Below are 15654 nucleotides of genomic sequence, written 5' to 3'. Positions count from 1 at the left end.
CGTTTTCCTGTCAGTGCGCTCAGGCGGCTGCGGCCGGGGCAGCGGGCGGGATCGCGGCCATCTCGGGCAGCCCGACGGCGACGCGGATCTTGTTCTCGATCTCGCGGGCGATGTGCGGGTTGGCCTTGAGGTACTCGCGGGCGTTGTCCTTGCCCTGGCCGATCTTGTCGCCGCCGTAGGCGTACCAGGCGCCGGATTTGTCGACGAACTTGTGCTGGACGCCCAGGTCGATGATCTCGCCCTCGCGGGAGGTGCCTTCGCCGTAGAGGATGTCGAACAGGGTCTCGCGGAACGGGGGCGCGACCTTGTTCTTGACGACCTTGACCTTGGTTTCGGAGCCGATCACCTCGTCGTTCTTCTTGATGGTGCCGATGCGCCGGATGTCCATCCGCACCGAGGCGTAGAACTTGAGGGCGTTGCCGCCGGTGGTGGTCTCGGGGCTGCCGAACATCACGCCGATCTTCATGCGGATCTGGTTGATGAAGATGACCAGGGTGTTGGTGCGCTTGATGTTGGCGGTGAGCTTGCGCAGGGCCTGGCTCATGAGGCGGGCCTGCAGGCCGGGGAGTTGGTCGCCCATCTCGCCTTCGATTTCGGCCTTCGGGGTGAGGGCGGCGACGGAGTCGATGACGACCACGTCGACGCCGCCGGAGCGTACCAGCATGTCGGCGATCTCGAGGGCCTGTTCGCCGGTGTCGGGCTGGGAGATCAGGAGGTCGCCGATGTTGACCCCGAGCTTCTGGGCGTAGGTGACGTCGAGGGCGTGTTCGGCGTCGATGAAGGCGGCGGTGCCGCCGAGCTTCTGCATCTCGGCAACGACCTGGAGGGTGAGGGTGGTCTTGCCGGAGGATTCGGGACCGTAGATTTCCACCACCCGGCCGCGGGGCAGGCCGCCGATGCCGAGGGCGATGTCCAGGCCCAGGGAGCCGGTGGAGACGGTCTGGATGTCGCTTTCGACTTCACCGTCGCCCAGCCGCATGATCGAGCCTTTGCCGAACTGCTTTTCGATCTGGGAAAGCGCGGCGGCGAGGGCCTTGGCCTTGTTGTCATCCATCTGTCTTGATCCTTGTGAAAAGGGTTTTGGAGATTATGGCACAGAGTTTGCGTGCGGGTGATTGCGCGTCGTCACGAGACGCGTCGGCGCGAAAATGAACGCGCGGTCTGTTATTTTATACAGTTAAATGCGCACGTCTACCGGTTTCGCCCCGGCGCGGCGATGGCGGGGGTCAGACGTAGCGGCGGAGGAGTTCGCTGAGGGCAAAAACGACGGCCTGGCGGCGTATGGTTTCGCGGTCGCCGTCGAAGTGGCGGGTGGTCGTCTGGGGGGATTCGCCGGTCCGGCCCCAGCCGAAGCACACGGTGCCGACCGGCTTGTCGGCCGATCCGCCGCCGGGGCCGGCGATGCCGGAGATGGAGAGGGCGAGGTCGGCTTCGGCCCGCTCGAGGGCGCCGCGCACCATGGCGGCGGTGGTGGGCTCGCTGACGGCGCCGTGGCGGGCGAGGGTCATCGGGGAGACGCCGAGCAGGGCGCACTTGGCGTCGTTGGAGTAGGTGATGAAGCCGCAGTCGAACCAGCCGGAACTGCCGGCGGTGGCGGTGACGACTTCGGCGACCCAGCCTCCGGTGCAGGATTCGGCGGTGGCGAGGCGCCAGCGGCGGGCGGCGAGGTGCTCGCCGACGAGGCGGGACAGGGTTTCGAGTTGGGCGTCCATCAGGTCAGGAGTCTCACGAGCAGGGCCAGCGCGAACAGGGTGTAGCCGGCGGCGATGAGGTCGTCGAGCATCACCCCGAAGCCGCCGCGGGTGCGGTCGTCCACCCAGCGGATGGGCTGCGGCTTGACGATGTCGAAGAAGCGGAACAGCACGAAGGCGGTGAGCTGCCAGCCAAAGGTGGCGGGGGTGAGCCACAGGACCAGCCAGATGGCGACGATCTCGTCCCACACGATGCTGCCGTGGTCGGCGACGCCGAGGGCGCGGCCGGTGCGTTCGCAGGCGAGGATGCCGAACAGGAAGCAGGCGACCAGCAGCCCGGCGAAGAGCCCGTCGGAGAGCGGGGCGCGCAGGAAGGGGAAGAGCAGCCAGCCGGCCAGGGTGCCGGCGGTGCCGGGGCCCTTGGGCCACAGCCCGGCGCCGAAGCCGAGGGAGACGAAGTGGGCCGGATCGGACAGCAGGAAGCGCGCGGTGGGCTTCATGGGGGGCTGCCGAAGTGGTCGTAGCCGCGGGCGCTGAGCTTGCGCAGGGCGCCGCCGGCGTCGCGCAGGCGCAGGCCGTCGGCGGCCGGCACGACGGTGCCGATGCGGTGCAGGGGCAGGTCGAGCCGGGCGGAAAGATCGGCCAGGGCGGCGCGTTCGGTGCGCGGGGCGGCGAACAGCAGTTCGTAGTCGTCGCCCCCGCCGGTGCACGCGGCAAAGGCCAGGGCGGGGTCGCCGCAGGCGGCGACGAGGGGGGCGAGGGGCAGGTTGGCTTCGTCGATCACCGCGCCGACGGCGGGGCGGGCGGGGCTGTGGCCGAGGTCGCCGCGCAGGCCGTCGGAGACGTCGAGCATGGCGCTGGCGATGCCGCGCAGGGCGAGGCCGAGGGCGACCCGCGGCTGGGGCCGGTGCAGGGCGGCGAGGCAGTCGTCCCGGTAGGTGTCGGCGAGGTGGGTGTCGCCGCGCAGGTGGGCGAGGCCGAGGGCGGCGCGCCCGGGGGCACCGGAGACCCACAGGTCGTCGTCGGGCCGGGCGCCGCCGCGGGTGATAGCGGCGCCGGTGGGCACCTCACCGAAGATCGTGGGGCACAGGTTGAGGGGGCCGCGGGTGGTGTCGCCGCCGATGGCGTCGATGTCGAAGGCTTCGCAGCAGGCGAAGAAGCCTTGGGCGAAGGCGGCGATCCAGGCTTCGTCGGGGCGGGGAAGGCTGGCGGCGAGGACGACCCAGCGGGGCTGGGCGCCCATGGCGGCGAGATCGGAGACGTTGACCGCGAGGGTCTTCCAGCCGAGATCGGTGGGGTCGGTGTCGGGGAAGAAGTGGGTGCCGGCCACCAGCATGTCGGTGGAGATGGCCAGCTGCATGCCGGGGGCCGGGCGGATCAGCGCCGCGTCGTCGCCCACCGCCAGATCGGTGTGGCGGGCGGGACGGGTGAAGTGCCGGCGGATCAGGGCGAACTCGGACGGCATCGCGCGGGATGGCTCCGGCAGGTGGCGGATCAGGCCGGCTTGTTGCCGCGGGCGGCCTGGCGCTCGCGGGCGTTGGCTTCGACTTCGTCGGCGCGCAGGCGGGCGGCGAGCTTGTCGAGCACGCCGTTCACGAACTTGTGGCCGTCGGTGCCGCCGAAGCCCTTGGCCAGCTCGATGGCCTCGTTGATGATGACCCGGTAGGGGGTCTCGGGGCGGTGGGCGAGTTCGAAGGTAGACATCAGCAGGATGCCGCGTTCGATCGGCGACAGCTCGTTGAGGGGACGCTCGATGTAGGGGGCGAAGCCGACCTGGAGTTCGGGCGCGTTGCTGAGGGTGCCGCGCAGCAGGCCGACGAAGAGCTCCCGGTCGCACTTGTCGAAACCGGCGACTTCGGCCATCTGGGCTTCGATGGACGTGACGGGCGACTGGTTGAGCAGCCACTGGTAGACGCCCTGGAGGGCGAACTCGCGGGCGCGACGGCGGGGGGATTTGTTGGCGCCGCTCATGCCAGGGCCTTCAGGAGTCGGGCCATCTCGACGGCGGCCTGGGCGCAGTCGGCGCCCTTGACCTGCATGCGGGCGAGGGCCTGGTCGTCGTCTTCGGTGGTGAGGATGCCGTTGGCGATGGGCACGCCGGTGTCGAGGGCGACGCGGGTGATGCCGGCGCCCTGTTCGTTGGAGACAAGCTCGAAGTGGTAGGTCTCGCCGCGGATCACCGCGCCGAGGGCGACGAGGGCGTCGAAGCGGCCGCTCCGGGCCATGACCTGGAGGGTGAGCGGCGCTTCGAGGGCGCCGGGCACGGTGGCGACGGCGATGTCGTCGGCCGCGACGCCGAGGCGTTGCAGTTCGGCGGTGCAGGCGGAGAGCAGGCCTTCGCACACGTCGAGGTTGAAGCGGCACATGACGACGCCCACCTTGAGGCCGCGGCCGTCGAGGTTGGGTTCGATTTCGGGGATGTTGTCGTAGCGGGGCATGGTGTGACCTGGAAAGGAGTGGAGGGCCGGGTCAGGCGTCGGGGGCCGCGTGGCCGACGACGGTGAGGCCGAAGCCGGTCATGCTGGGGATCTTGCGGGGGCTGGCCATCAGGCGCATCTTGCCGACCCGCAGTTCGCGCAGGATCTGGGCGCCGACGCCGAACAGGCGCGGGTCCCACTTCTGGGCGGGGCGCGGTGCGGCGGCGTCGGTGGCGAGCTGGGCGAGGAGTTCCTGCCCGCTCTGGGGGCGGTAGAGCAGGACGATCACGCCGTTGCCGTGCTGGGCGATGCGCTGCAGCGCGGTGTCGATGGGGAAGGTGTGGCGGCCGCTGGTGGGGTCGAGGAAGTCGAGCACCGAGACGGGTTCGTGGACGCGCACCAGGGTTTCGACGTCGGGCGAGATGGCGCCGTAGGACATGGCGAGGTGCACGTCGCCGGAGGTGCGGTCTTCGAAGGCCGACAGGCGGAAGTCGCCGTGGGCGGTGCTGACGGTCTTCTCGCTGACCTTTTCGACGAGCTTCTCGGTGCGGGCGCGGTATTCGATGAGGTCGCGGATCGCGCCGATCTTGAGGCCGTGGAGCTGGGCGAACTCGATCAGCTGGGGCATGCGCGACATGGTGCCGTCGTCGTTCATGATCTCGCAGATCACCGACGCGGGCTCGAGCCCGGCGATGCCGGCGAGGTCGCAGCCGGCTTCGGTGTGGCCGGCGCGGATCAGCACGCCGCCGGGTTTGGCCATGATCGGGAAGATGTGGCCGGGCTGGACGATGTCGGCCGGGCGGGCATGGCGGGCTACGGCGGCCTGCACGGTGCGCGCGCGGTCGGCGGCGGAGATGCCGGTGGTCACGCCCTCGGCGGCTTCGATGGACACTGTGAAGGCGGTGGAGAACTGGCTGCGGTTGTCGCGGGCCATCTGGTTGATGCCCAGCTGGCGGCAGCGTTCTTCGGTGAGGGTGAGGCAGATCAGGCCGCGGGCGTGCTTGGCCATGAAGTTGATGGCCTCGGGCGTGATGTGTTCGGCGGCGATGACGATGTCGCCTTCGTTCTCGCGGTCTTCTTCGTCGACGAGGATGACCATGCGGCCGGCCTTGATGTCGGCGATGATTTCGTTGATGGGGGCCAGCGCGCTCATGCGGGGCTTCCTTCCTGCTCGGTGCGCCAGGCCTGCATGCGCTCGACGTAGCGGGCGATGAGGTCGATCTCGAGGTTCACCCGGCTGCCGGCGGCGAGGCGCTTGAGCGTGGTGACCTGCACGGTGTGGGGGATGAGGTTGATCGAGAAGTCGCAGCCCTTCACCCAGTTGACGGTGAGGCTCACGCCGTCGACGGTGATCGAGCCCTTGCGGGCGATGTAGCCGGCGAGGCTGGCCGGGGCGCGGACGATGAGTTCGTGGCTCTCGCCCACGGGGGCGAACTTCTGCACTTCGCCGATGCCATCGACGTGGCCGGTGACCAGGTGGCCGCCGAGACGGTCGGCCAGGCGCAGGGCCTTTTCGAGGTTGACCTCGCCCGGGGCGTCGAGGCCGACGGTGCAGTTGAGGGTTTCGCGGGAGACGTCGAAGCAGACGGTCTTGCCGTCGCGGGCGACGACGGTGAGACACACGCCGCTGTTGGCGATGCTGTCGCCCAGCTGGACGTCGTCGAGATCGAGGGTGCCGACATCGACTGTCAGGCGCACGCCGTCTTCGAGGGGCGCGACGCTCAGGATGCGGCCCGTGGCGGCAACGATTCCGGAGAACATGGGATTGGGTTGATCTGAGGGGGAAACCGGGATTTTAGCGCGATTCGTGCTTTTTTCCGCGCCGGCTTGCGGGGCGGGGGCATCGGGGCGGCCACGCGGGCCGCCCCCCCGGCCCCCCCCCGGGGGGCGGCCGCCGGCCGGGCCGGGTCAGAGGATCTCGGCGATGTGGTCGCGCTCCACCAGCTCCTGCTCGAACTGGTGGATCTCCAGCCCGAGGGCGTTGCGGGCCGACACCATGCCCACCGGCTTGCCGTCGTCCACCACCGGCACGTGGCGGAAGCCGCCCTCGAACATCATGTGCAGGGCGTGGGCGAGGGGCTTGTCGGGGGTGGCGGTCTGGAGCTGGGCGGTCATCACCGCGGAGAGGGGCGTGCTGTCCGGGTCGAGCCCGCGGGCCACGACGCGGTTGAGCATGTCGCGCTCGGTGAACAGGCCGCTGAGGCGCCCGCCGCCGTCGACCACGACGATGGCGCCGACCTTGGCGTTGGCCATGGCGATGGCGGCGGCGCGGACGGTGGTGTCGGCCAGGGCGGATACGAGGGTCTGGCCTTCGACGACCTGACGCAGGGTTCTGTGGGGCATGGCGTGTCTCCTGATTGAATTTGGAATGGTGGCGATCGCGACGGAGGCGCCCTGGGCGGGCGCGCTTGTTGTGGGGGCGGTGCCGGGGTCAGGCGGTGGGTTTGGGGTTCGCCGGCTTGCTCATGTCGGGCTTGCCGTTCTTGGCGCCGTTTTCGCCGCAGGCCTGGGCGCCGGCGGCAAAGCCCAGGGCGAGGGCCAGAAGGAGGGCAATCTTGCGGATCATCGTGTCATCTCCGGCAGGGTGGGTGAATTCATGATGGAACGTCGGGCGGGCTTTCGCAAGGTTCGCACGTGCTCTCCGGCGGGTGGGCCGGGATGTGTGGATTTACGTTCGCCCGGCGACAAAACGCAGTCAGGCGGCCCCGCTTCGGCTTAAGATTGGCCGCTTGCGCGCGATGGCTCCTGGTCCGGTGAACAGATGACCGACGAAACGAAAAAAAGCTCCCCAGCGTTCGATCTGCTGCACCCCGCTTCCGGGGCTGCGACCCCGGGCGATCCGGCTTCTCCCGAGCGCGCCGGGCCCGATGCCGAGGCCTTTCAGGCGATCCTGACCCTGGTGTCCAAGGCAAGCGGTGTCGACATGCGCTGCTACAAGGAGCGCACCCTGTGGCGCCAGACCATGCGCCGCTGCCGGGCCCACGGCTTCGCCGGGCTCGACGCCTATCTGGCCCACCTGAACGTGAGCCCCGAGGAGCTGGGCCGGCTCCAGCAGAGCTTCATGATCTCGGTGTCGTCGTTCTTCCGCGATCCGGAGGTCTTCGACGAGCTGGCCCGGGCGCTGCAGGCGGTGGTGGCCGGCAAGGCGGCGGGCGAGTCGGTGCGGGTGTGGGTGCCGGCCTGCGCCACCGGCGAGGAGGTGTACTCCATCGCCATCGTGCTGGCGGAGGCGCTCGGGGAGCGTCTGGGCAAGCTCGACGCCCGGGTCTTCGCCACCGACATCGACGAGGAGGCCCTCGACCTGGCCCGCGCCGGGCGTTATTCGGCGGCGGAGGTGAGCGGCCTGTCGCCCGAGCGCCTCTCGCGCTGGTTCCGGTCCGAGGGCGAGGGCTGGCGGGTCTCCAAGGCCCTGCGGGAGATGTGCGTCTTCTCGATGCACGACCTGATCGGCCATCCGCCGCTGGTGCGGATGGATCTGGTGAGCTGCCGCAACATCCTGATCTACTTCAAGCCGGGCCGGCAGGCCGAGCTGCTGCGCAGCTTCCACTTCGCGCTCCGCCCGGGCGGGCTGCTGCTGCTGGGCAAGTCCGAGTCGGCGGGTTTCGACGGCGACGGCTTCGAGGCGGTGGATACCGCCGGCAAGCTCTACCGCAGCTGCGCGCTGCCGGTGGCGCGGCCGCAGGTCTCGCGCCCGGTGGCCATGACCCGGCCGCCGCTGCCGCGCCAGGCCAGTTCGGCACGGCGCGATTCCCTGGTGGATGTGAGCCGCCGGATGCTGCTGGATATTTACGGCCCGCCGGCGGTGCTGATCGACGCGAGCTTCGAGCCGCTGCATTTCTTCGGGGCGTCGCGGCGCTACTTCGCGCTGCCGGCGGGCAGCGCCGACTTCTCGGTGTTCGGCCTGTGCCTGCCCGAGCTGCGCAGCGAGCTGCGGGCCCTGTGCTTCCGGATGCGCCAGGAGCAGCTGGCCGAGCTGCAGGGCTTGGGCACCCTGGTGCGTTTCGGCGAGGAGACCCTGAAGGTGCGGCCGGTGGTGCGGCGCGTCGAGAGTGGCGGCAGCGACCCACAATGGGCACTGCTGATCGGCTTCGAGGAGACCCGCGCGACGGTGACGCTGCGCCCCGGGGGCGCCACCGCGCAGCTGCCCCCCGGCGAGGCCGCCGACGAGATCGCCCGGCTGCGCCACGAGCTGGCCGATACCCGCGACCACCTGCAGGCGGTCATCGAGCAGCTCGAGGCCTCGAACGAGGAACTCCAGTGCGTCAATGAAGAATTGCAGTCGGCCGGCGAGGAGCTGCAGGCGTCCAACGAGGAACTCCAGGCCACCAACGAGGAGCTGACCAGCCTCAACGACGAGCTGCAGCTCAAGTCGGTCGAGTACGCCCGGCTCAACGCCACCCTGGGCAACATCCAGAACTCCATCCGCACCAGCCTGGTGGTGGTGGACCGGGACGGCCGGGTGACCCGCTTCAACCCGCTGGCCTCGCGCATCTTCGGCCTGCTCCCCAACGACATCGGCCAGTTCCTCTACGGCGTGCCGTGCTACCTGGAGTTGCCGCGCCTGCGGGAGTGGGTCGAGGGCGTGGTGGCGCGCAACGAGTCCACCGTCGAGCATGTCCATCAGCGCGGTTTCCACTACCTGATGCAGATCGACGCCTACCGCGACGAAAACGGTCGCACGGCCGGCGCGGTGCTCACCTTCACCGACATCTCCGACCTGCACCGGGCCGAGGAGGCCCAGGCGCGCAGCGAGGCGCGCTTCCGTCAGGTGTGGAATTCCAGCGTGGACGGGCTGGCGGTGGTGTCGCCGGAGGGGCGGATGGTGCTGGTCAATCCGGCCCTGGAGCGGATGTTCGACTATGGCCCCGGGGAGCTTACCGGGGCCCAGGTGGAGCTGCTGGTGCCCGACCAGCTACGCGCCAGCCACGTGCTCCAGCGCGAGACGTACGGCGCCCAGCCGGGGCTGGCCCAGGCGCTGGTGGCCCGGCGCAGCCTGATCGGGCGGCGCAAGGACGGCTCGGAGCTGGCGATCGAGATCGGGCTGTCGAGCCTGTCGATGGACGGGGTGGAGCATGTCCTCGCCACCGTCTCGGACGTCACCGAGCGGAGCCTCTCCGAGGCCCTGCTGCGGGCCAGCGAGCGGCGCCTGCGGCTGGCCCTCGACGCGGCCCGGGCCGGCACCTGGGAGTGGTTCATCGACAGCAACAACCACTTCTGGTCCGACGAGCTGTGGTCGCTCTACGGCCTGCCCACCGACGGGGTCATCCCGTCCTCCGAGACCTGGTGGCAGACCATCGACCCGGACGACCTGGACCGGGTGGTGGCCGTCGTCACCGAGGCCCGCCGGACCGCCACCCCCTTCGAGACCGAATGGCGGGTGATGCTGCCGCCGGCCGCGCCGCCGCGCTGGCTGCTGTGCCGTGGCCAGCCGGTGTTCGACGACATGGGCCGGCTGCTCAGCTACATCGGCATCGTGCTGGACGTGACCGAGCGCCGCCTGGGCGAGGAGCGCCGCCGCCAGAGCGAGGAGATGCTCGCCACCATCCTCGACAACGTGGGCGCCTACATCTACATCAAGGACGTGGCCTACCGCTACACCTACGCCAACCGCGAGGTCTGCGCCCTGTTCGGGGTCGAGCGCGAGGCGGTGGTCGGCAAGGCCGACGACGTCTTTTTCGACGCCCCCACCGCCGCCCGCCTGCGGGAAAACGACCGCCGGGTGATCGCCGGCGGCGAGCGGATCGAGCTGGAGGAGACCAACCGCGACTTCAACACCGGCCAGTACCGCAGCTTCCTGTCGGTCAAGCTGCCCCTGCGCCGGGAGGACGGCACCATCTACGCCCTGTGCGGCATCTCCACCGACATCACCGAGCGCAAGCTCGCCGAGGAGCAGCTGCGCATGCTGTCCACGGCCGTCGAGCAGTACCCCGGCAGCATCGTGCTCACCGATCTGGACGCGCGCATCCTGTACGTCAATGCCGCCTTCGAGCAGGTCTCCGGCTACACCCTCGACGAGGTGCGCGGCAAGAACCCCCGCATCATGCAGTCCGGCCAGACCCCGCCGGAGGTCTTCCGCCAGATGTGGCAGGCCCTCACCCGCGGCGATGCCTGGCGGGGCGAACTCATCAACCGCCGCCGCAACGGCGAGGTGTACGTGGAGTGGGCGGTGATCTCGCCGGTGCGCCGGATCGACGGCAGCGTCTCGCACTACCTGTGCATCAACCGCGACATCACCGACGAGAAGCGCAACGAGCACGAGCTGGAGCGCTACCGCCTGCACCTGGAGAGCCTGGTGGACGAGCGCACCCGCGAGCTGGCCCTGGCCAAGGATGCCGCCGAGAGCGCCAGCCGGGCCAAGAGCGCCTTCCTGGCCAACATGAGCCACGAGATCCGCACCCCGCTCAACGCCGTGCTGGGCATGGCCCACATCATGCGGCGCGAGGGGGTGAGCGCCCAGCAGGCCGACCAGCTCGACAAGATCGACAGCGCCGCCCAGCACCTGCTGGGGGTCATCAACGACATCCTCGACCTCTCCAAGATCGAGGCCGAGAAGTTCCTGCTGGAGGACAGCGAGTTCGCCCTCGACGGCATCGTCTCCGGCGTGGCCTCGATGCTCAACGAGCGGGTCGGCGCCAAGGGCCTGCGGATGGAACTGAACATCGAGAGCCTGCCCAGCCTGGTGCGGGGCGACGCCACCCGCTTTACCCAGGCGCTGCTCAACCTGGCCAGCAACGCCGTCAAGTTCACCGAGCGAGGCACGGTGTGCCTCAGCGCCCGGGTGCTGGAGCGGCGCGACGGGCGCATCAAGCTGCGGGTCGAGGTGCGCGACAGCGGCATCGGCGTGCCGCCCGAGGTGCTGCCCAAGCTGTTCGGCGCCTTCGAGCAGGGCGACGCCTCCAACACCCGCAAGTACGGCGGCACCGGCCTGGGGCTGGCGATCACCCGGCGGCTGGCCGAACTGATGGGCGGCGAGGCCGGCGCCGAGAGCACCCAGGGGGTGGGCAGCACCTTCTGGTTCACCGCCTGGGTGGGGGTCGGCCGGCCGGTCCACGCCCTGGGCGGGCTGTCCGCCGAGGCCGCCCAGGCCGATCTGGTGCTGCGCCGCGATTTCGCCGGCGCCCACGTGCTGCTGGTGGAGGACGAGCCGGTCAACCAGGAGGTGGCGCGCCTGTTCCTCCTGGACGTGGGGCTGGATGTGGCGATCGCCGGCAACGGCGCGGTGGCGGTGGACATGCTCCGCGAGGCGCCCTTCGACCTCATCCTGATGGACATGCAGATGCCCGAGATGGACGGGCTGGAGGCCACCCGGCGCATCCGCACCATCCCCGGCCGGGAATCCGTGCCCATCGTGGCGATGACCGCCAACGCCTTCGCCGAAGACCGCGCCCAGTGCATGGCCGCCGGGATGGACGACTTCCTCTCCAAGCCGGTGGAGCCGGATCGGCTGTTCTCCACCATTCTGCGCTGGCTGCGGCGCGGGGCCGGCAAGCCGGCGGCTTAGGCGAAGCCCGCCAGCACGATCTTGCCCACCGCCTTGCCGCTCTCCAGCAGGGCGTGGGCGGTGCGCAGGTTGGCCGCGCAGATGGGGCCGAGCTTCGTCTGCGCGGTGCTGCGGATGGCGCCCTGGTCCACCAGCCCGGCGAGGGCGTCGAGCAGGCGGTGCTGGGCCGCCATGTCGTCGGTCTGGAACAGCGAGCGGGTGAACATCAGCTCCCAGTGCAGGCTCAGGCTCTTGCGCTTCATCAGGCGCACGTCGAAGGGCTCCGGGTCGTCGATCAGGGCCAGCTTGCCCTGGGGCGCCAGGGCCTCCACCAGTTGCGCGAAGTGCCGGTCGGTGTGGGTGAGGCTGACGGCGTAATCCACCGGCGGCACGCCGAGGGCCGCGATCTGCGGCGCAAAGGGCTGGCGGTGGTCGATCACGCGGTGGGCGCCCAGTTCCAGTGCCCAGGCCCGGCTCTCCGGGCGCGACGCGGTGCCCACCACGGTGAGCCCGGTGCGCTGGCGGGCCAGCTGGATCAGGATCGAGCCCACCCCGCCGGCGGCCCCCACGATCAGCAGCGTGCCCGGGCGGCCCTCGCCGGCCAGCGGCACCTGCAGGCGGTCGAACAGCAGCTCCCAGGCGGTGATGCCGGTGAGGGGCAGCGCCGCGGCGTCGGCCGGGGCGAGGCTGGCCGGCTTGCGGCCCACCAGGCGCTCATCCACCAATTGGAACTCTGCGTTGCTGCCCGGGCGGTCGATGGCGCCGGCGTACCACACCGCGTCGCCGGGGCGGAACAGGGTCGCCTCCGGCCCCGTCTCGCGCACGATGCCCACCGCGTCGTAGCCCAGCACCTTGTATTCGCCGGCGGGCGGCGCGGCGCTCCGCCGCACCTTGGTATCCACCGGATTCACCGCAATCGCCTGCACCTCCACCAGCAGGTCGCGGCCGCTGGGCACGGGGCGGGGGAGTTCGACGTCGATCAGGGCGTCGGCGCGGTCGATGGCGCCGGGCTGCAGGTAGGCGACGGCTTTCATGCGGGCTGCTCCCCGGTGGCGGCGTGGGTGGGGTAATCGGTGTAGCCGTGGGCGTTGCCCTGGGGGTCGCCGCCGAAGAAGGTGCGCCCGTCCGGCGGGTTGAGGGGCCAGCCGTGCAGCAGCCGGGCCGGCAGGTCGGGGTTGGCGATGAAGGCCTGGCCGAAGGCCACCAGATCGGCCTCGCCGGCCGCCAGCACGGCGTCGGCCCGCTCCCGGGTGTAGCCGCCGGCCACGATGATCGGGCCGGGGAAGGCGGCGCGCAGCTGCTGGCGCACCGCGGTGGCCTCCGGGCTGTCGTCGCCGGGCTCGTTGGTGTGCAGGTAGGCCACGCCGCGCGCGGCCAGCCGGGCGGCGGCCTCGACGGCGGTGGGGATGCTGTCCGGGCAGTCCATGCCGTTCGCCCGGTTGCGCGGCGACAGGCGCACCCCGGTGCGGGCCGCGCCGATGGCGCCGATCACCGCGTCGGTCACCTCCAGCAGAAAGCGCAGGCGGTTCTCGCGGCTGCCGCCGTAGGCGTCGCTGCGCCGGTTGGACGTGCTGCGCAGGAACTGGTCGATCAGGTAGCCGTTGGCACCATGGACTTCCACCCCGTCAAACCCGGCCTCGATGGCGTTGATGGCCGCCTGACGGAAATCCGCCACGATGCCGGCGATCTCGGCGGTCTCCAGCGCGCGCGGCGTCGGGCAGGGCACCATGCCGCCCTGGCCGTCGGGCCCGATCTGCCACACCTGCCCCGGGAAGGCCACCGCCGACGGCGCCACCGGCAGGGCGCCGGCGTGGAAATCGGGGTGCGACATGCGGCCGCAGTGCCAGATCTGCAGGAAGATGCGCCCGCCCGCGCGGTGCACCGCGTCGGTGACCCGCCGCCAGCCGGCGATCTGCGCCGCGCTGTGGATGCCCGGAGTGAGGGCGTAGCCCTTGGCGTCCGGCGAGATGTCGGTGGCCTCGGCCACGATCAGCCCCGCGCTTGCCCGCTGGGCGTAGTAGGTGGCGTTCAGCGCGGTGGGCACGTTGCCCGGCTGGCCCGCCCGGGCGCGGGTGAGGGGCGGCATCGCGATGCGGTTGGGAAGGGTCAGCCCGCCGATGCGGGTTGGCTGGAAGAGCAGAGCGGTCATGGCGGCAAAGTCCAGGCAGTGAAGATGCCAGCCAGTCTAGGGTGCCCGCTACGGTTTGATAATTGGTCTATGCTTTGACGCAATATCAAACAGGGTTTGAAGATGATCCATCTCCCCGACGTGCAACTCTTCATCCGCGTGGCCGAACTCGGCAACATCAGCGCCGCCGGCCGCGCCCTGGGCATGAGCCCCGCCGCCGCCAGCGCCGCCATCAAGCGCCTGGAGCAGCGGGTGGACAGCCAGCTCATCGAGCGCTCAACCCGCTCGCTGCGCCTCACCCAGGCCGGCGAAACCTTTCTGGGCCACTGCCAGCAATCCCAGCTGGCGCTCGAAGAGGGCCTCGCCGCGCTGCGCCAGGGCCGCGAGCAGCTCTCCGGCGACATCCACCTGGGCGCACCGTCCGACCTGGGCCGCGACCGGCTCGACACCCTGCTCGAACCCTTCCGCCAGCGCCACCCCCAGGTGCGGCTGGTGATGCACCTGTCGGACGGGCTCATCGACCTCTACCGCAACCCCATCGATCTGGTGCTGCGCTACGGCCTCAGCGAGGATTCCGGCCTCGTGGGCCGCAAGCTGTGCGACAACGGCCGGGTGCTGGTCGCGTCGCCCAATTACCTTGCCCGCCACGGCCAGCCGGAGAGCTTCGAAGCACTCGCCCGGCGCAACTGCATCTGCTTCTACCGTAACGGCGAACTGTTCAACCGCTGGCGCCTGTTCCATCAAGGCCAGCATCGGGAGATTGCGGTGACCGGCGACCGCGCCGCCGACGACGGCGCCCTCGTCCGCCAGTGGGCCGTGGCCGGCCACGGCATCGCCTACAAATCCCGCCTCGACGTGCAGGCCGACCTCGACGCCGGCCGCCTCATCGATCTCTTCCCCGACGCCACCTACGACGCCACCCCCCTCTACGTGGCCTACCCCAGCCGCCGCTACCAGCCCGCTCGGATCAAGGCGCTGCTGGCGTGGCTGGAGGAGGGGTTTGGGGGTGGGGCGGGCTGAGGCGCTGTGCCCCGGCGATCTGCATTGCATTTTGCGCGAATGACTTGCGGGTAATTGCTATATCATTCGATCCGCGTCGGCGGGCCCCCGGCTGGGGCGCGCCGGCGCGCTCAATTCATACTGTTACCGGAGAGTGCACCATGACCCAGAACCTCGTTTCCCTCGATATTTCCGCTGCCGATGTTGCCGAGTTCGATGCCGCGCTGGCAGTGATCGAAAAGTTCGTCAAGCCGCTGCTGTCGCTCACGGCGGACGAGGTGAAAGGTTTGTCGAAGATGGGGGACAAGTCGGAGCAGTTCTGTCGCCAGGCGGCGATGCTGCTGGGGCAGAACCGCGATGTGCTGCCGGCCACCTTTGCGCTGGACGAGATGGTGTCCGATCTGGCGGCTTTCGACATGCTGCGGCCGCGTGCGGTGCGCCTGCACGATGCGGTCGCCAAACTGGACGACACGCTGATGGCGCTGGGTAGCGATGTGATGGTGGCGGCCTCGAAGGGCTACGGGCTGATGCAGATGTTCGGCAAGGACGAGAGCCTGACGATGCTGCAGGACGCGATGCTGGTGCGGCGGCCGGGCAATCGTAAGCCCAAGGCAGCGCCGGCGGCCTGAAGGCGCTGCCGGCGGGGGTGACGGGCGGGGGCTTCCCCGCCCGTTTTGTTTGGTGGCGCCGACTCGGGATCAATCGAAATTCGCTTCGAACACAAAATGACTGACACTCCAGGGTTGGGAGCGTGGCCGCCCCGGTTAGGACCTTTTTGTTCCCGGTTGGGGCCTTTTTGCTCCCGACCGGGATCTTTTTGCTCCCGGTTCGGACGATTAAGCTCCCGGTTCGGACGATTGAGGTCCCGGGTCGGGCGAAATTGCTCCCGGGTCGGACCCAAAAGCGCCCGGGCGGGGGCAAATTCGTCCGACCCCGGAG

General features: G+C 70.1%; 15 protein-coding genes. 3 read left to right on the top strand and 12 right to left on the bottom strand.

Features of this window, described 5'->3' with window-relative positions; genetic code table 11:
* Positions 1–19: 19 nt before the first annotated feature.
* The 10 genes from recA to ACE3N6_RS03785 all read right to left on the bottom strand — a co-directional run bounded on the left by recA (position 20) and on the right by ACE3N6_RS03785 (position 6674).
* Entirely contained in the window at positions 20–1054 is a 1035-nt protein-coding gene (gene recA / locus ACE3N6_RS03830; protein ID WP_374243853.1) for a recombinase RecA, read from the bottom strand.
* Positions 1055–1226: 172 nt separating this feature from the next.
* Positions 1227–1712, bottom strand: a complete 486-nt coding sequence (locus ACE3N6_RS03825) for a CinA family protein (RefSeq protein ID WP_374243852.1) — start codon at positions 1710–1712, stop codon at positions 1227–1229.
* Positions 1712–2191: a phosphatidylglycerophosphatase A gene (locus ACE3N6_RS03820; protein WP_374243851.1), complete on the bottom strand. Its 480-nt coding sequence runs from the start codon at positions 2189–2191 to the stop codon at positions 1712–1714. Before ACE3N6_RS03820 ends, ACE3N6_RS03825 begins: the two co-directional genes overlap by 1 nt.
* Positions 2188–3156 carry a thiamine-phosphate kinase gene (gene thiL, locus ACE3N6_RS03815; RefSeq protein WP_374243850.1) on the bottom strand — a complete coding sequence of 323 codons (969 nt, stop codon included), beginning with the start codon at positions 3154–3156 and terminating at the stop codon, positions 2188–2190. Before thiL ends, ACE3N6_RS03820 begins: the two co-directional genes overlap by 4 nt.
* Before the next feature lie 29 nt (positions 3157–3185).
* The gene (gene nusB / locus ACE3N6_RS03810) at positions 3186–3662 is read right to left on the bottom strand and encodes a transcription antitermination factor NusB (protein WP_374243849.1); all 477 of its coding nucleotides are present in this window, start codon (positions 3660–3662) and stop codon (positions 3186–3188) included.
* A complete protein-coding gene (gene ribH, locus ACE3N6_RS03805; protein WP_374243848.1) occupies positions 3659–4129 on the bottom strand; it encodes a 6,7-dimethyl-8-ribityllumazine synthase in 471 nt (156 codons plus the stop codon). The genes nusB and ribH overlap by 4 nt, the downstream gene beginning before the upstream one ends.
* A gap of 31 nt (positions 4130–4160) precedes the next feature.
* The gene (gene ribBA / locus ACE3N6_RS03800) at positions 4161–5261 is read right to left on the bottom strand and encodes a bifunctional 3,4-dihydroxy-2-butanone-4-phosphate synthase/GTP cyclohydrolase II (RefSeq protein WP_374243847.1); all 1101 of its coding nucleotides are present in this window, start codon (positions 5259–5261) and stop codon (positions 4161–4163) included.
* Positions 5258–5869, bottom strand: coding sequence for a riboflavin synthase (locus tag ACE3N6_RS03795; protein WP_374243846.1), 612 nt, complete (start codon positions 5867–5869; stop codon positions 5258–5260). The genes ribBA and ACE3N6_RS03795 overlap by 4 nt, the downstream gene beginning before the upstream one ends.
* A 147-nt stretch (positions 5870–6016) precedes the next feature.
* Positions 6017–6451, bottom strand: coding sequence for a cyclic nucleotide-binding/CBS domain-containing protein (locus ACE3N6_RS03790; protein WP_374243845.1), 435 nt, complete (start codon positions 6449–6451; stop codon positions 6017–6019).
* 88 nt (positions 6452–6539) lie between these two features.
* Entirely contained in the window at positions 6540–6674 is a 135-nt protein-coding gene (locus tag ACE3N6_RS03785) for a hypothetical protein (protein ID WP_374243844.1), read from the bottom strand.
* Between the two features lie 195 nt (positions 6675–6869).
* Between ACE3N6_RS03785 and ACE3N6_RS03780 the strand changes: the two genes are divergently transcribed.
* On the top strand, positions 6870–11609 hold the full coding sequence (locus ACE3N6_RS03780; protein ID WP_374243842.1) for a PAS domain S-box protein: 4740 nt from the start codon (positions 6870–6872) through the stop codon (positions 11607–11609).
* Here the strand turns inward: ACE3N6_RS03780 and ACE3N6_RS03775 are convergent.
* Both ACE3N6_RS03775 and ACE3N6_RS03770 read right to left on the bottom strand, forming a co-directional pair.
* Positions 11606–12622 (bottom strand): zinc-binding alcohol dehydrogenase family protein, encoded by a 1017-nt coding sequence (locus tag ACE3N6_RS03775; RefSeq protein ID WP_374243841.1) that lies wholly within the window; start codon positions 12620–12622, stop codon positions 11606–11608. The two genes, ACE3N6_RS03780 and ACE3N6_RS03775, sit on opposite strands and share 4 nt — an antisense overlap.
* Positions 12619–13737, bottom strand: a complete 1119-nt coding sequence (locus ACE3N6_RS03770; protein ID WP_374243840.1) for an alkene reductase — start codon at positions 13735–13737, stop codon at positions 12619–12621. The genes ACE3N6_RS03775 and ACE3N6_RS03770 overlap by 4 nt, the downstream gene beginning before the upstream one ends.
* Positions 13738–13839: 102 nt before the next feature.
* Between ACE3N6_RS03770 and ACE3N6_RS03765 the strand changes: the two genes are divergently transcribed.
* Positions 13840–14736, top strand: coding sequence for a LysR family transcriptional regulator (locus ACE3N6_RS03765; RefSeq protein WP_374243839.1), 897 nt, complete (start codon positions 13840–13842; stop codon positions 14734–14736).
* A 140-nt stretch (positions 14737–14876) separates the two neighbouring features.
* A complete protein-coding gene (locus ACE3N6_RS03760) occupies positions 14877–15344 on the top strand; it encodes a hypothetical protein (RefSeq protein WP_374243838.1) in 468 nt (155 codons plus the stop codon).
* Positions 15345–15654 lie beyond the last annotated feature (310 nt).

Origin of the sequence: Zoogloea sp., from assembly GCF_041904905.1 — a bacterium.
Taxonomy (GTDB): domain Bacteria; phylum Pseudomonadota; class Gammaproteobacteria; order Burkholderiales; family Rhodocyclaceae; genus Zoogloea.
This window is presented reverse-complemented; position numbering and strand designations above follow the sequence as displayed.

Coding starts and splice junctions, on each gene's coding strand:
- ACE3N6_RS03785 (WP_374243844.1), bottom strand. CDS start 6,674: ATGATCCGCAAGATTGCCCTCCTTCTGGCCCTCGCCCTGGGCTTTGCC.
- ribH (WP_374243848.1), bottom strand. CDS start 4,129: ATGCCCCGCTACGACAACATCCCCGAAATCGAACCCAACCTCGACGGC.
- ACE3N6_RS03820 (WP_374243851.1), bottom strand. CDS start 2,191: ATGAAGCCCACCGCGCGCTTCCTGCTGTCCGATCCGGCCCACTTCGTC.
- ACE3N6_RS03825 (WP_374243852.1), bottom strand. CDS start 1,712: ATGGACGCCCAACTCGAAACCCTGTCCCGCCTCGTCGGCGAGCACCTC.
- ACE3N6_RS03775 (WP_374243841.1), bottom strand. CDS start 12,622: ATGAAAGCCGTCGCCTACCTGCAGCCCGGCGCCATCGACCGCGCCGAC.
- ACE3N6_RS03770 (WP_374243840.1), bottom strand. CDS start 13,737: ATGACCGCTCTGCTCTTCCAGCCAACCCGCATCGGCGGGCTGACCCTT.
- ACE3N6_RS03760 (WP_374243838.1), top strand. CDS start 14,877: ATGACCCAGAACCTCGTTTCCCTCGATATTTCCGCTGCCGATGTTGCC.
- ribBA (WP_374243847.1), bottom strand. CDS start 5,261: ATGAGCGCGCTGGCCCCCATCAACGAAATCATCGCCGACATCAAGGCC.
- ACE3N6_RS03795 (WP_374243846.1), bottom strand. CDS start 5,869: ATGTTCTCCGGAATCGTTGCCGCCACGGGCCGCATCCTGAGCGTCGCG.
- recA (WP_374243853.1), bottom strand. CDS start 1,054: ATGGATGACAACAAGGCCAAGGCCCTCGCCGCCGCGCTTTCCCAGATC.
- ACE3N6_RS03790 (WP_374243845.1), bottom strand. CDS start 6,451: ATGCCCCACAGAACCCTGCGTCAGGTCGTCGAAGGCCAGACCCTCGTA.
- ACE3N6_RS03765 (WP_374243839.1), top strand. CDS start 13,840: ATGATCCATCTCCCCGACGTGCAACTCTTCATCCGCGTGGCCGAACTC.
- nusB (WP_374243849.1), bottom strand. CDS start 3,662: ATGAGCGGCGCCAACAAATCCCCCCGCCGTCGCGCCCGCGAGTTCGCC.
- thiL (WP_374243850.1), bottom strand. CDS start 3,156: ATGCCGTCCGAGTTCGCCCTGATCCGCCGGCACTTCACCCGTCCCGCC.
- ACE3N6_RS03780 (WP_374243842.1), top strand. CDS start 6,870: ATGACCGACGAAACGAAAAAAAGCTCCCCAGCGTTCGATCTGCTGCAC.